Source organism: Neobacillus sp. S1115, from assembly GCF_055385565.1.
In genome coordinates this window covers 3,834,681-3,848,446 of the sequence record NZ_AP038275.1, presented here as the reverse complement: position 1 = coordinate 3,848,446, position 13,766 = coordinate 3,834,681, and the positions used below count along the sequence as shown (strand labels likewise).

The following is a 13,766-nucleotide window of genomic DNA, read 5'->3' as shown; positions in this document are numbered from 1 at the left end:
TGAAATTTCGAAAAATTGTGTCTACTTACAATAATCTAGTGAAATGAGGTTTAAAGTGTGAACGAAACGACGGACTTTGTGACCGGATTAACCTTTAGTGAGGGCCCTAGATTCTATAATGGTTACTTCTGGTTTTCTGATTTTTTTAGCAAACGGGTGTTGAAGGCTGGTATTGACTCCGGAGAAGTCGAAACGGTTTGCCAATTAGATGATCAACCATCGGGCTTGGGATGGCTCCCTGATGGAAGGCTGCTTGTCGTATCTATGCTGAATCGAAAAGTTTACTGCTTGGAAAATAACGGAGAGCTAACAGAACACGCAGATTTGAATCCTATTGCCACTTACCATTGCAATGACATGCTTGTTGACAAAGCAGGAAGGGCCTATGTTGGAAATTTCGGCGGAAATCTTTCCGCTCTAGCCAAAAAGTACGGCAGGGAAACGTTAAAAAATATGGAACTGCCGACTGCTGCTATCGCTTGTATCGAGCCGGATGGAAATGTAAAGGTTGTTGCCGAAAACATGGTTTTTCCAAATGGGACTGTTTTGACCAATAATGGAAAAACAATGGTGATCGCAGAGACGTATGGTAATCGTTTGACCGCATTTGATGTTGAGGACGACGGAACCCTCGTTAATCGGCGGGTATGGGCTCAATTTGAAAATATTTATCCAGACGGCATTTGCATTGACTCAGAAGGAGCGATTTGGGTATCTAATCCAATCGAATCCACGGTCTATCGGGTGATAGAAGGGGGAGAGATAACAGATAAAGTTCAAACAAGCCAAAACTGTTATGCTGTTGCCCTAGGTGGAAAAGAAGGAAGGACCCTTTACTGTTGCACCGCACAAACCTCCGACCCTGTTGATTCGTTTCAGTTGAAATCCGGAAAAATAGAAATAGTAGAAGTGGAGGTTCCTGCTAAACTTGTTTGAAGGATTAATATTTTATAGGATGGGAGGTCCTGGTTGTGTTAACACCTAATGTAAATGTTCCAGACTATACCTTTCAAAAAAGTATTGAAATGAACTACGGAATCAATCGCGGTATTTATAACAGGATTGATGAATGGTTTTTCGAACAGGGGATACAAGATGTTATCGAAAGAAGACAGATTATAGTTGAGTTTTCCAATTTTGTGGTTGAGCCAAAGATGAAAATTGCAACACCGGTAAAAACGAGATTCGGAAACGGCGGCCTTGTGAAGAGTTTGAATAATTTTTGGAATATCAGGCCATCGGTAAAGCAGGAGATATTAGATGAAGTTTATCTATAATTCAAAAAACTTGGCTGTGAGAGGAGAAAATACAGATGACAAAAACAATGGAGAAAGCAAATATTTTCAAGAAAATTATGGGGCAATATCCAACTGGAGTGACGATCGTAACCACAATGGATGAAAATGAAAACCCGGTTGGGCTGACCGTCAATTCGTTTGCTTCTGTTTCAATCGCCCCGTTAATGGTGCTTTGGTGCATCGATAAAAGATCATCGGCTTTAGATGCATTCTTACAAGGGGGAAAATACGCTGTGCATACCCTTACTACAGATCAGGCAGAGGCATGCTGGGCGTTTGCTGGTAAGGAAAAAGACCGTTTTTCAAAAGTGCAATGGGAAACTTCTTCAAATGGACTACCGATTATCCAAGACTCACTAGGGGTTTTCGAGTGCAAAATCATTAATAAAATCGATGCTGGAGACCACTTTATCCTTTTAGGTGAAGTAATCGATCTTTCATTTGCCGAAAAGGCTCCTCTTTTATATTATAACCGAAATGTTGGCCGGATCCCTGAAGATTGGCCGAATCAATAGATCTTTTTTTCGATTATTGAAATATTAGGAGGAAGAGAAATGAAAATTTTAGGGGTTTCAGGCACTATTGTCGGTAGTAAGACTGCGATTGTGATTGGTAAAGTTTTAGACAAGATAAAAATCCATAATCCTGATCTAGAAATTGAGTTTTTGGATCTAAGGGATTATCAAATTGAGTTTTGTGACGGCCGTCCAATCTCTAATTACAATGGTGATACCAAAAAGGTAATTGACCAAATAATGGGGGCGGACGGATTTGTATTCGGAACGCCTATTTTCCAAGGTTCATTTAGCGGTGCATTCAAAAATTTAATTGATTTAATTCCACCGGCAGCGTTTAAACATAAGGTGATGGGTTTTGTCACGACTGGAGGAAACAATCAACATTTTCTCGTTGCAGAAAATCAGTTAAAACCACTGGCAGGGTATTTAAATGGGTACGTCATACCGACAACTATTTTTGCTCACAACAGCCAGTTTAATGAGAAAAATGAAATAGACGAAGTGGAACTTTTGGATAACATTCATGAATTCAGTCAGCAATTTTGTTATATGTGCGAACGGTTAATAGGAGTGAAGCAAAAGTAGGTTTTTCTTTTCACAGCGGAGGTTGGGATAGAGGCTTCCTCCGAAGATTTAATGGCTGATTTGCCATCTGTAACTGGAGTCCAGCAATCGGCTTATTTTGGGCAGCCAATTAAATCAGTTGGCTGCCCATTTCCTCATTACCAATCCATTTAAAAAAATGATTTAACCATCTCAATCGTTTCATTGCAATTCGTGCACCGGAATTCTAATTCAAGTGCATCTTCATAAACATGATGTACAGTTTCTTTCTTGCATTTCTCACAAAACCTCATTTTTTCTGCCTCCACAGCCACAGTAATTCCTCCGTTTCGGTATTAATTATTCCTAGCCTTCCCTTTTTCTACATTAAAAATTTTGTTTTTTTTTATCAAGATTGGGGAATTTAGAAAAAAGTACATATTTAAGTTATTGGATGCTTAACTGTAGACGGAGGTAAAATACGTGATCCTTACAAATCCTATAAGTGTTTCTGAGATAGGTACACTCTGGCAAACTTACCAAGAGAAGACTCTGATTATGAGAATGTTGGAATATTTTATTGAGAAATCAGATGATGCACAAGCAAGAAATATATTGGGTGGTTTGTGGCAGGAACTGAATTTTTATGTGTTAGGGATGGAGGAAATATTTTTAAAACATGGAATGGTAAAACCGATTGGATTCACTCCAGAAGATGTTAACTTAGATGCACCTAAGCTATACGATAATGGATTTGACATCATGTTTGTCCGTATTTTAAAGGAAGTAAGCATGGGTCTTTATACGCTTAACATGAATATGAGTTATAATAAAGAAGTCATGCAAATTTATGAAGGTCTTACTACTGTTACGCAGAAAATTTATAAGCTTGCAACCTTTTATTTGCTTGAAAGAGGAATTCTTTCGCTTCCGCCTAAAGTGACGATGCCAAAAAGTAATGAGTATATTCAAAGTAAAAAATATATGGAAGGTTTTAAGCTTACTGGTGATAAACGAGCTTTAAATGACCTTGAGATTGGCATATTGCATCATAATCTTGAAGCCAACAATATTGGAATGCAGCTGATTACCGGTTTTGCCCAATGTGCACAAAACAAAGAAGCCAAACAGTATTTTTTAAAAGGGAAAGAGCTTGCGAAGAAACAAGTAAAAATGATGGAGGAAGTACTTAGGGAAGGCGATGTTCAGTTATCCGCAGCTTGCGGGGCTACGGTAACAAATCTACCGTTCCGCCATTTTCGGATAAGCTCATGATGCATTGCGTATATATACTCAATGCCTTTGGGCTTGTTGGAATGGGGGCAGGGGCCTTTTTCTGTTTGCGAAATGATTTAACGATGAAATCATTTTTAATTGCGAAAGATGTTTATTTTTACGCACAAGAAGGAATTGAAATTAAGATAAAAAACGGCTGGTTCGAGGAACCCCCACAAATGGAGGACCGTGCCCGGATTATCAATAATGGGAATTGAATAAAGGGATGGGTTGAAAGCGCAAAATATAGCTAGTGTCGGTTTGCCGATACTAATAACGGTGTGGGGGGAGTTAGTTTGAATATACTTCGTTTGTTTAATTTGGTTATTACATTCGTGATTAAGGTTAGATTCTTTATAAAAATGGTAAAAAACATGAGGCTAAACCATTTAATAAGAATGCCTATCCTAACATAACTTAGTATGTAAAAAACTATCGATTTCCACATTGTCCAAAAGGTAAGCACATTCCTGTGTTTACCTTTTTTGTCTTATCATTCTATATGGCAGGGCAGCAAATTACCTTGATGACAATTTGAAAAAATAAAAGTGCCAAGGACCTTTTTAGAGAATATATCACGCATGGCACTTTATGCTTGAATGATGCATTAGAACCGTCCCCATGCATCATAACCTAACCGGACGATTTTATGGGTGCTTTTATGTAGAAAAAGTAAATAATCAAAGTAATCATTTATAGGGTTAAAACGTTTGGGTTGGGATAGTAATCTGTTATATTCATTTAAAAGGTCATCTAGCTCTTGACTGCAATAAATGGTTTCTTCACTATCGAGTCCCTTTGACATCCCTATTTGAATCATCTCGGCTCTTTTATTACGTATAGCTTCTGCTAATTGTGCTTGTCTCATTGCAAAAACACACCCCGAAAATGTTTGTTTAAATGTCTGTTTAATAATTAGATTAACACAAAAAGTATTATAACATTTTCAGACTTCGATAGAACGTTTTCGATAAAACAAGGTATAAAAAGCTAAAAAGTGACGAAAATCATCGACTTTCGACACTCTGTGTGATGTATGGGGACGGTTCTTGTTCCTTAACTTATTAGTTCATAGAAGTGTATTCTTGTGTGATTCAAAATGAAACAAGAGAACCATCCCCATGAACCATGTTACCCTCTTTTCTTTAAGCGTCCTACAAGAGGGACTACAATGATGCCTGCTATTACGACCTGCATGATGTTTCCAGGGATGGAGCCGAATGGCTGGATCCAGTTCCCGTAGAGGATGACTTCGGTGAAATAGTAGCCTACAACTTTTATGACGAGTGCAGCTAGAACGGCCAGAGTATAAACAAGAACTCGTTTGCCGGGTACCTTTTCGGCAATGAGACCGACTACAAAGCCCATTGTACCGACGATGACAAAGGTAAACGGTGACCATAATGCCCATCCCGAGACGATATCAAACAAGCCCATACCAAACGCCCCCGCAATGGCTCCGGTTCTTTTGCCGTAGACCAAGGCTGCGATAAAAAGAGGAACGTTACCTAAATGGATTAGACCACCATTCCCCATGATTGGGAGCCTTAAGTTAATGAACATCGTGGCCACGAAGGTTAAGGCAATGAAAAGTGCACTGATGACAATGGCTTTTGTTTTTGTGGATTCTGTTGTTGAAAATGTTGAATTCATATCTACCCTCTTCTTTTCTAAAAAGTAATATTATATATCAAATATTAAATATATACTTAAATCTTTTAGAAGAAAAGATAATTTTAAGTACATATATAAACTTGAGTTGAAGATAGGGGCTAGGGGGTGTTCCACATTTTTTATTGCACTAAGCGTTCAGTAAGTTGAATAAGCCAAATTTATGAACAAAAGTAAGACCCCTTCAAATACATTGAAAGGGGTTTCTAAAGACTATTTTTTCTCAATCATAACGAACAAAACACCAGTAAGAATTAGGATGGAGCCTATCCAAAAGGTCACACCTATATTCTCTCCAAGAATAAGCCAGCCAAGTAATGTTCCAACCACGGGTTGAAAGAAGAAAAATATCCCCCCACTTGAGGCGTTAAGCATTTGTAAACCGCGATTCCAAAGTAAGAATCCACCTGCTGTTGAAACAATACCCAAATATAAGAGTCCTCCCCAAATGGTCGGGTGAGTTAATTCAGAAATATTAATTGCGTGTAACCGTGGCAAAACAAAAGGAGTCAACACAATTAGGGCAACCGAGATGGAATAGGTGGTGACGACAATTTGTGAATAGTCACTCGGCAAACGCTTTACAAGTACAGACATAAGTGCCCACGTTAAAGCTGCAATAAGCAGTGCAATACCACCAAGTTTACTAGATAAATCCACATCTCCGATTCCGACAATGAGAAAAACTCCAATCGTCGCTAGACAAACGGAAAGCCACTTTTTTAACGTCAATTGTTCTTTAAGAAGTAATCTAGCAAAAATAACCATAAACGCGGGTGTTGAAGAAGTTATAATGGCTCCCATTTGTGCTGTGGACAGCATTGTCCCCGTTTCTTGGGTAACAATTGAAATGGCGTTCCCAATAACTCCGATAGCGATAATTAATAAAAAATAACGTTTCTCGATTCGCCATTTTTGTCGGGTTATTAAGCCGATGATAAGAAGTGCGACAATAGCCACTAAATAGCGCATCCACACAAGTTCTAGTGGAGGTATGACCGCTACTACAACTTTGACAACAACGTACATTCCACCCCAAATACTGGCGGCTAAAGTTAAATATATAGAACCTATTAAGGTGTTTTTCATTTTTTATACCCTCCGTCTTTTTTTAGGTCAAAGATGCCCAAACGGAGAGAAGTAGTCACGTTTCTCTCCATTAAGAGCAGAAGTGTGCTACTGGTACATCATTTTCAAATAACGGAGTCCAATACATTTTGATTCACCTCTTAGAATACAGTGTAATAGTAAGTTATCAAGCAGACAGTTTCTTTTCCATGCGATCATTTGGTAAAAAGACCGCGATTAACGAGCCGGCAAGCGGGAGCAGCGAGAGAATCGTGAAAACGGTCGCGATCCCAAAGATGTCTGAGATGCCGCCCATAAACACGGATCCAATCCCACCGGCACCTACACCAAATCCAATCGAAAGACCGGAGGCCAGACCAATGTTCTTCGGAAGCATGCGCTGCATGTAAACCACACTGACCGAGAAAGATGAAAGAACACTGAAACCAAACAAGAGCAATACGAGAACCGACAACACCCCATGTACATGTGGAAAAATAAGAGCAAACGGTGTTGCAAGCAGCATGGAACTGACCAGTAAACGTTTCATGCCAAGTTTGTCTGCCAGAACCCCGCCGACAAAAGTACCAAGTGCTCCTGCCCCGACAAAGACAAAGCTAAGAATCTCTGACTGTTGGATGGTGAGGTTGTGCAGGTAAAAAGGCAAAAAGACGACAACGCCAATTTGGCACCAGGAACGCAGGATGATTACACAAGAGAGCAGGGTAGCTCCCAGTAAATTGTTGTCTCCATTTATTTGTTTCTTAGATTGAAGTTTAGTGGTCTCTAATTTTTCACGCAGCCAAGGCAGAATTTGGCCAGTTAATAGAAGCGAAAGGAATGCTACTGGAATGAGCCATAGGAGCCCCTGAATCCCTGAGTGACTTACGTAGAGGGATACTAATAATGGTCCAAAAGCTTGCCCTGCATTTCCGCCGACTTGGAAAATAGCTTGGGCGAGTGCTTTTTTAGATCCAGAAGCAAGGTGGGTAGCTCGGGAGGCTTCTGGATGGAACGCGCCCGATCCGAGACCGGAAATCGAAATAAACAAAAGCAGCCAAGGCAGTGATGGTGCGAGTCCTGTTAAAGCCAGCCCCATAATCGAACAGAATACTCCTGCCGGATACAGCCAGACACGAGGCTTACGGTCCGCGAACATGCCGAACAGAGGCTGGGAGATAGATGATGTTAGGTATGACATTAAAACTACTAAAGTAGACTGGGTATAGTTTAGGTCAAATGCTTGTTTATAAAGCACAACCATTGCCGGAACCATACCTGTGGTCACTAAATCATTTAAAAAATGTGATCCGCTGAAGGTAAAAACACCCCGGCGAAAAATGGGTTCTTTTCCTTTCATTATGGGTTGTGATGCTGTTTCCAATGGTGTGCTCCTCCAATCAATTGCAAAGCGATATTTTGTAGTACAAATTTTTTCCTTTTTTAATAATATCTCAGCTTCATATAATTGTCACTTCTTCAAACCTTAATTTGTAAAAGCATTTTTTGGAAGGGCAATTGGTGATTAATGAAAAAAAGATGGGTGTTCCCCGTAAAAAACAAGGGGAAACCCATCATTTTTTCTAGATTGGCAGATGATTCACTTCATTGGCAACACGAATGCCTGATTCAATGGATCCCTGCATCCAACCGTGAATAAGAGTGGTATGTTCACCGGCAAAGTGAACTCTTCCTTCCGGCATCGATATATATGGAAACAATTCATTTTCCTGGCCGGGCTCAAAAGCGACAACCGCTCCAGTGGCGTGGGGATTATCCACCCAGCTATAAGAAGTACCAGAAACATATTCGGAATAGACCTGGCTGCCGAAAATTTGAGCTAGGTTCTTTAAGGCATATTGAATACGTTCTCCGTCGGAAAGACCATTCCATGTCATCGCTTCATCCGCCCATGTATAGCTTGCGACAACAACAGCCGGTTCAGATGTGCCGATCCCCTGACTCGGAAAATAAGTAAACCGAATGGGCAGATCTGTGATTAATTTCCCGCCATATTGACCGTATCTTTCCCAAAAGCGGCTCTTAAACTGAATTCCGATTTTTGTTGCAGCCATATAGTTGATTTCACGAATGGCTCTGTGCTTGTAATAAGAAAAAGAATGGTAGGGTTCAATGGTTACAAATCGCATAACAGTAAAGGGGATGGTAATGATGGCAAGGTCACTAGTGGTAGTCGAATTTGTAAATGTACGAGGATCAGTCGAATGAATGGTGACACCTTGGTTATGTTGGACAAGTTTAGTGATTCGTTGGTTGAACCTAATCTCCTCTTTCAATTGCGGCAAAAATGCCTTCGGAAGCAGATCCATTCCACCCGTTATCTCATAGAAACGATTGGTTCTAAAGCCCGACGTTTCACGGATCACTTCTAGAAACGACATCCCCATAAAAGCTTCATAATCAAGGAGTACATCAATCATATCAATGGCACCATCTGAGAAAGTCGTTCCAAATTTATAATGGTAAGAATTTAAGAACGTTCCGAGTGATTGGTTTTTAAATTCTTTTTCGATAAGAGGCCAATGTCTCTCAGGGTCCTTATTAATAAAATTAACAATTGGATCGATTGCTAATTTCCATAGCTGTTCTGCACTTTTACCTTTTTCATTCGGCTGGACAGGAAAGTTTAGAATACTAGGATCTTGTTCAAACATGCTGAGACGGGTTTTGACCCCATTTACAAACAGAATGTCTGCGGGGGTCCGGTTAATAAAAAGGTTTAAGGGTAACCCGAATTTTTTAATATATTCTAAAGTCAACAAATGAGTATCAGGAATACGCATGGGACCGGCGTTTAAATAAAGCCCATTACTGAAAGGGCTGCGAATCGTATAAATACGGCCGCCAACCATGCTGTTGGCTTCTAAAATAGTAACCTTATGCCCCGCCTCCTTCAACAGGGAGGCTGCCACAAGCCCTGCAATGCCCGCACCGACTACGGTAATCTGCTTAGGAGTTTGTGTTTTATCAAGCCCATTTCTAATCACGTTAATCATTTGCTGGGGCGTTAATGGTATCGGTCCATTCATATTTATTGGCATCTCACTACCTCGTTTAAATAAGGATTAATACATTTTATTCACTGGTTGAGATGTCTATGTGTGATGCATGGGGACGGTTCTGATGCATCATTTATTTTTGTATTTAATCAAAAAGAGAGGGTGCCTCTTCTTGTATTTATCCGTAAATATAACAGGAAGATTCGCAAATAAAAGGAAGAAATTCGCAAATATACAGCTGATTAGCGCAAATAACTTGTAGAGGTAGCCGCAACTTGTTTAGATCCGTAAATATAACAGGGGGATTCGCAAATAAAAGGAGGAAATTCGCAATTAAACTTAGCGTTTTCGCAAATAACTTGTGGATGCAGCCCCTACTTGTTTTGGTCCGCAAATATTACGGGGCGATTCGCAAATAAAAGGAGGGAATTCGCAAATATACAGCTGATTTTCGCAAATAACTTGTAGAGACAGCCGCAACTTGTTTAAATCCGTAAATATAACAGGGGGAATCGCAAATAAAAGGAGGAAATTCGCAAATAAACTTAGCATTTTCGCAAATAACTTGTGGATTAAGCCGCAACTTGTTATTGAACGCAAATATTACGGGGCGATTCGCAAATAAAAGGAGGGAATTCGCAAATATACAGCTGATTTTCGCAAATAACTTGTAGAGGCAGCCGCAACTTGTTTAGATCCGTAAATATAACAGGGGGATTCGCAAATAAAAGGAGGAGATTCGCAATTAAACTTAGCGTTTTCGCAAATAACTTGTGGATGCAGCCGCAACTTGTTAAGGAACGCAAATATTACGGGGCGATTCGCAAATATATGGAGGAAATTCGCAAATATACAGCTGATTTTCGCAAATAACTTGTAGAGGCAGCCGTAACTTGTTTAGATCCGTAAATATAACAGGGGATTCGCAAATAAAAGGATGTGATTGGCAATTAAATTGGAATTTTTCGCAAATAACTGCGGGGGCAGCGCCTTCATGTTTAGGTCCGCATCTATAACGGGCGATTCGCAAATATTTTGTTTGAAATCGAAAATTAGGTTAAAAAAAAATGAGAAACATCACTCAGATGTTTCTCATTTTTTAGAAGTTTTATTGGCGCGGTGCAAACAAGATCACCGCAGCTCCAATTAAGCAGATTCCAGCGCCGATCCAGTCATATAAGTCAGGTGTTTTTCGATCAATTCCCCATCCCCATAAGATAGACAGAACGATAAATACTCCACCATAGGCAGCATAAACTCTGCCGAAGGATGGGAACGATTGAAATGTTGCTATGACACCATACAAAGCCAGGATAAGTCCTCCGAAAATTCCCCAATACAATGGTTTACCTTCTCTTAACCATAGCCAAACTAGATAACCGCCGCCAATTTCGGCAAGTCCTGCAAGTATAAATATTACAATTGATTTAATCAAATGACATACACCTTTCAAAAGCCTGTCTAATTAGGAATTATATTTTTCAATTAAGTTCAGGTCAAATCATAAACTGGTGTACTTCGGCAAAAGCAGCATGGAAATCAGTCGGGTGAGTTGCTTTTATCTTCATTTTGACTATCACTGTTCCCGTCCAAAAAACGTTCAAGAGCTTCTTTATTTTTCACGAAATCCACTTCCAATACATCCCCAAGCTCATCATCCCGTTTATTTTGAAAACTGCCATCCTCAGGAATGCGTAAAGTTTCAATCTCGCTGTTCTTTCTCGTAAGTATGTCTTTTCCAATTTCAATAAGGGTAGAACTGTTCATATTTGTCTCTAAATATTTATTCAAAAGACCGATAAGCTCTGGGAGTTTTAACACACTTTTAGGACCTAACGCTTCTTCCTTTAATTTTGAAATCACTTCCTGCTGCCTTTGAATTCGACCGAAATCACTTAAACGATCATGTCGAAACCTAACATAGCCTAACAGCTCTTTACCATGGAGCCGCTGCTTGCCTTCTTCTAACGTCATGCCAATTCCATAAGACATCTCATACGGTATGTCCACTTCGATTCCCTTTGGAACAAGCAGGTCGACCGCTTTTTCGAAACCTTTAAAATCGATGATCGCATAATAGTGAATATCGAGTCCGAAATTTTCTTTGATCGTTTTACTAAGCAATTCAGTACCGCCAAAAGCGTAGGCTGCATTTAGTTTTTGCTGTCCATGATTGGGGACAGAAACAAGCATATCGCGCATTAAGGAAATCAGTTTAAATTGATGTGTTTTTGGATCGTAATGGGCGATCATAATGGTATCCGTTCGGGATTGTTTTTCTCCCCGTGAGTCACTTCCTAATAAAAGCACATTGACCTCATCGATGTTACTCTTTGCATCTTGAATTGTATGTTTTCCCTCCACTTTTTTAAGCGGTGGGTTGATCGTGTTAATTTTTCCTTCTATGTATTGAAAAATGGTAAAGAGACCAACTGTGATAATCCCAATTACAAGTAGGGCGGCAAAAACTCTGCCCCATCTTATTTTAATTCTTTTCTTTTTCTTTCGTGTCAAAACTTGCACCACCTAGGCTGAAATAATACGATCATCAATGGTTTATTTTATACTATTAAGCTCCCATATAGGAATAATTTAGAAAGCTCTGAAGTAATGATTATCCCATAAATAATTTTCAACTATTTAACTATCAGGTTACATTTATTTTTCATTTCTAATTAATATAGTACAAAAAACAGGTATGACTAATTAGTAGTCATACCTTCCAAACTGTCCCTGTGTATCGTTAAAAGATTTCTTTAATGAAAGTAAAATTCTTAAGAAGCTCACTTTCATTGATGGATATCCGATTCGCCAAATCTTTCGTTCTCAAGACAAATTCTTTAACTCCTATAAATTCTGATTCACTAATCAAGTAAAAGTGAGTTCCTTTTTTATATCCATTAAACTGCCTTTTTAATCTATATACCTTCATTCAATAACCTCTAGTTTATTTATTAATCAGTAATGAATTTACACTAATTATAGTTCTTTAGATGTCAGCGGCAAGAACAGTTTAATCCCTCGCTTGTTAAATGGCAAGATTTTTAAATCAGCGATCAGGTGACTGATGTAACCAGCTAAACAGGTATAGAAAACACCGAGAATTCCAAGTGAAAATTCTAAATGGAAAGCAATGATCCCGAAGAAAACAACGCCTAAGATGGAATGTGTATAGCTCCGATGAGAAGTCAAGGAAGCAATGATAAAGTAAATTCCTAATAGGATGATCCAAAGCTCCCCTAAAGATAACCCTCCAAGCAGAACAGCAATTCCCGAAATGGTTAACATATGTTTTTGCTTAATGAGGGAAGCAACCAGCACGATCAAAAGCCCGATCCCGACCCCCATCCATCGTTCTGCCGCCAGTTTCTCCAAGACACTATAGAAAATCATCAGCAATCCAATGATCATCGCAGCTAGCCGAACCATCTCATGCGACAGTGTAATTTTTCCACGGAGCTTCCCGTCAATATCCAAATCAGGCATCAATCCTGACACGGCTCCTAATCCGACAAACAAGAGTGTTGCAGAAGGAGAGGTTTGATATGTATTAGCCACAATATATCCTGTTGCTGATCCAATTACTGCATGTGCTGTACCATTCAATTTCATTCCACCTCTAAAATTATTAATCTGGTCAAACAAAAACAGACATAACTATTCTACTACAAAACATCTGTTCTGTTTATAGATAAATAATTTATGAATAAATACGTTAGGCGGAGTAGTTTTAGCTACCGACGATTTTTAAGAATTTGATTCAAAAAGTTGGACAGATTAACATGTCCCTCTGCTGATTAAATGAATAAGCTATTATAGTTTGATAGGAAAGGAGTGATATTGAAATCTATGAGCAACAACACTAAAAAGTTTACAGCCGTATTAAGACAGGAATTTTCTTTTTATGCGAACGATGAAGTCCTTGACTCGGTTTTAGAAGATATTGCAGCTCAAGGAGTAACGGTAGCTGCATTTACCATAACAAAATTGGACATGGGTAGGGTGAACTTTGTGCGAATGGTTGTCGGTCCTGATAGTTCAAATAGTTCCCGTGCCAACCAGATCGCGCGGGACGCTCTTCGCCGAGCAGGTGTACGGTTCCATCAAGTAGAAGTTATCCAGATCATTGTTTCACCTGCCCCGGGAATCTTAAGAAACGTGTTACGAGCTTTGTCCTCTCGGGTAGTTGTGTTCGCTGCGTACAGTGGAATAAATTCTATCATCCTGAACGTCTCCGATATCCCAACTGCTCTACAATTGTTAAGGCAAAATAACATTATCGCTTAAGAGTTTTACCTTTTTAATGTCTAATTGTGAAAGCAATTAGGCATTTTAATGTCAGGTTCAATATAAAGTGATGAAGACCAAACGAT

General features: G+C 39.4%; 14 protein-coding genes and 1 pseudogene. 6 read left to right on the top strand and 9 right to left on the bottom strand.

Translation table 11 applies throughout. From position 1 onward, the window contains the following. The first annotated feature begins 57 nt into the window (after nucleotides 1-57). From ACZ5B7_RS18540 to ACZ5B7_RS18520, 5 genes and pseudogenes are all read left to right on the top strand, one after another. Complete coding sequence (locus ACZ5B7_RS18540) at nucleotides 58-936, top strand: SMP-30/gluconolactonase/LRE family protein (protein ID WP_464490509.1); 879 nt, start codon at nucleotides 58-60, stop codon at nucleotides 934-936. A 35-nt stretch (nucleotides 937-971) separates the two neighbouring features. After that, a complete protein-coding gene (locus ACZ5B7_RS18535) occupies nucleotides 972-1,277 on the top strand; it encodes a hypothetical protein (protein WP_464490508.1) in 306 nt (101 codons plus the stop codon). Nucleotides 1,278-1,312: 35 nt separating this feature from the next. Continuing rightward, nucleotides 1,313-1,813 carry a flavin reductase family protein gene (locus ACZ5B7_RS18530; RefSeq protein WP_464490507.1) on the top strand — a complete coding sequence of 167 codons (501 nt, stop codon included), beginning with the start codon at nucleotides 1,313-1,315 and terminating at the stop codon, nucleotides 1,811-1,813. Between the two features lie 39 nt (nucleotides 1,814-1,852). Next, nucleotides 1,853-2,401, top strand: coding sequence for an NADPH-dependent FMN reductase (locus ACZ5B7_RS18525; protein WP_464490506.1), 549 nt, complete (start codon nucleotides 1,853-1,855; stop codon nucleotides 2,399-2,401). Between the two features lie 441 nt (nucleotides 2,402-2,842). Next, a pseudogene (locus tag ACZ5B7_RS18520) lies at nucleotides 2,843-3,852 on the top strand (DUF3231 family protein). A 389-nt stretch (nucleotides 3,853-4,241) separates the two neighbouring features. On the opposite strand, the gene ACZ5B7_RS18515 reads toward ACZ5B7_RS18520, so the two are convergent. From ACZ5B7_RS18515 to ACZ5B7_RS18475, 9 genes are all read right to left on the bottom strand, one after another. Next, nucleotides 4,242-4,502, bottom strand: coding sequence for a Spo0E family sporulation regulatory protein-aspartic acid phosphatase (locus tag ACZ5B7_RS18515; protein ID WP_464490505.1), 261 nt, complete (start codon nucleotides 4,500-4,502; stop codon nucleotides 4,242-4,244). A gap of 263 nt (nucleotides 4,503-4,765) precedes the next feature. Then, nucleotides 4,766-5,287 (bottom strand): ECF transporter S component, encoded by a 522-nt coding sequence (locus tag ACZ5B7_RS18510; RefSeq protein WP_464490504.1) that lies wholly within the window; start codon nucleotides 5,285-5,287, stop codon nucleotides 4,766-4,768. A gap of 231 nt (nucleotides 5,288-5,518) precedes the next feature. Then, nucleotides 5,519-6,394 (bottom strand): DMT family transporter, encoded by an 876-nt coding sequence (locus ACZ5B7_RS18505; RefSeq protein WP_464490503.1) that lies wholly within the window; start codon nucleotides 6,392-6,394, stop codon nucleotides 5,519-5,521. A 166-nt stretch (nucleotides 6,395-6,560) separates the two neighbouring features. After that, nucleotides 6,561-7,733, bottom strand: coding sequence for an MFS transporter (locus ACZ5B7_RS18500; RefSeq protein WP_464494525.1), 1,173 nt, complete (start codon nucleotides 7,731-7,733; stop codon nucleotides 6,561-6,563). 223 nt (nucleotides 7,734-7,956) lie between these two features. Beyond that, entirely contained in the window at nucleotides 7,957-9,435 is a 1,479-nt protein-coding gene (locus ACZ5B7_RS18495) for a flavin monoamine oxidase family protein (RefSeq protein WP_464490502.1), read from the bottom strand. Nucleotides 9,436-10,501: 1,066 nt separating this feature from the next. Next, nucleotides 10,502-10,828, bottom strand: a complete 327-nt coding sequence (locus tag ACZ5B7_RS18490) for a YnfA family protein (protein WP_464490501.1) — start codon at nucleotides 10,826-10,828, stop codon at nucleotides 10,502-10,504. A 104-nt stretch (nucleotides 10,829-10,932) separates the two neighbouring features. After that, complete coding sequence (locus tag ACZ5B7_RS18485; RefSeq protein WP_464490500.1) at nucleotides 10,933-11,907, bottom strand: LCP family protein; 975 nt, start codon at nucleotides 11,905-11,907, stop codon at nucleotides 10,933-10,935. Between the two features lie 229 nt (nucleotides 11,908-12,136). Further along, nucleotides 12,137-12,325 carry a hypothetical protein gene (locus tag ACZ5B7_RS18480; RefSeq protein ID WP_464490499.1) on the bottom strand — a complete coding sequence of 63 codons (189 nt, stop codon included), beginning with the start codon at nucleotides 12,323-12,325 and terminating at the stop codon, nucleotides 12,137-12,139. 47 nt (nucleotides 12,326-12,372) lie between these two features. After that, nucleotides 12,373-12,999 carry a metal-dependent hydrolase gene (locus ACZ5B7_RS18475; protein WP_464490498.1) on the bottom strand — a complete coding sequence of 209 codons (627 nt, stop codon included), beginning with the start codon at nucleotides 12,997-12,999 and terminating at the stop codon, nucleotides 12,373-12,375. Between the two features lie 243 nt (nucleotides 13,000-13,242). Here ACZ5B7_RS18475 and ACZ5B7_RS18470 point away from each other — a divergent pair, with 243 nt between their 5' ends. Further along, nucleotides 13,243-13,680: a hypothetical protein gene (locus ACZ5B7_RS18470; protein WP_464490497.1), complete on the top strand. Its 438-nt coding sequence runs from the start codon at nucleotides 13,243-13,245 to the stop codon at nucleotides 13,678-13,680. Nucleotides 13,681-13,766 lie beyond the last annotated feature (86 nt).

Excerpts from the sequence above, each read along its gene's own strand:
- ACZ5B7_RS18500 (WP_464494525.1), bottom strand. The coding sequence starts at position 7,733 with ATGAAAGGAAAAGAACCCATTTTTCGCCGGGGTGTTTTTACCTTCAGC.
- ACZ5B7_RS18530 (WP_464490507.1), top strand. The coding sequence starts at position 1,313 with ATGACAAAAACAATGGAGAAAGCAAATATTTTCAAGAAAATTATGGGG.
- ACZ5B7_RS18510 (WP_464490504.1), bottom strand. The coding sequence starts at position 5,287 with ATGAATTCAACATTTTCAACAACAGAATCCACAAAAACAAAAGCCATT.
- ACZ5B7_RS18525 (WP_464490506.1), top strand. The coding sequence starts at position 1,853 with ATGAAAATTTTAGGGGTTTCAGGCACTATTGTCGGTAGTAAGACTGCG.
- ACZ5B7_RS18480 (WP_464490499.1), bottom strand. The coding sequence starts at position 12,325 with ATGAAGGTATATAGATTAAAAAGGCAGTTTAATGGATATAAAAAAGGA.
- ACZ5B7_RS18495 (WP_464490502.1), bottom strand. The coding sequence starts at position 9,435 with ATGCCAATAAATATGAATGGACCGATACCATTAACGCCCCAGCAAATG.
- ACZ5B7_RS18470 (WP_464490497.1), top strand. The coding sequence starts at position 13,243 with ATGAGCAACAACACTAAAAAGTTTACAGCCGTATTAAGACAGGAATTT.
- ACZ5B7_RS18505 (WP_464490503.1), bottom strand. The coding sequence starts at position 6,394 with ATGAAAAACACCTTAATAGGTTCTATATATTTAACTTTAGCCGCCAGT.
- ACZ5B7_RS18515 (WP_464490505.1), bottom strand. The coding sequence starts at position 4,502 with ATGAGACAAGCACAATTAGCAGAAGCTATACGTAATAAAAGAGCCGAG.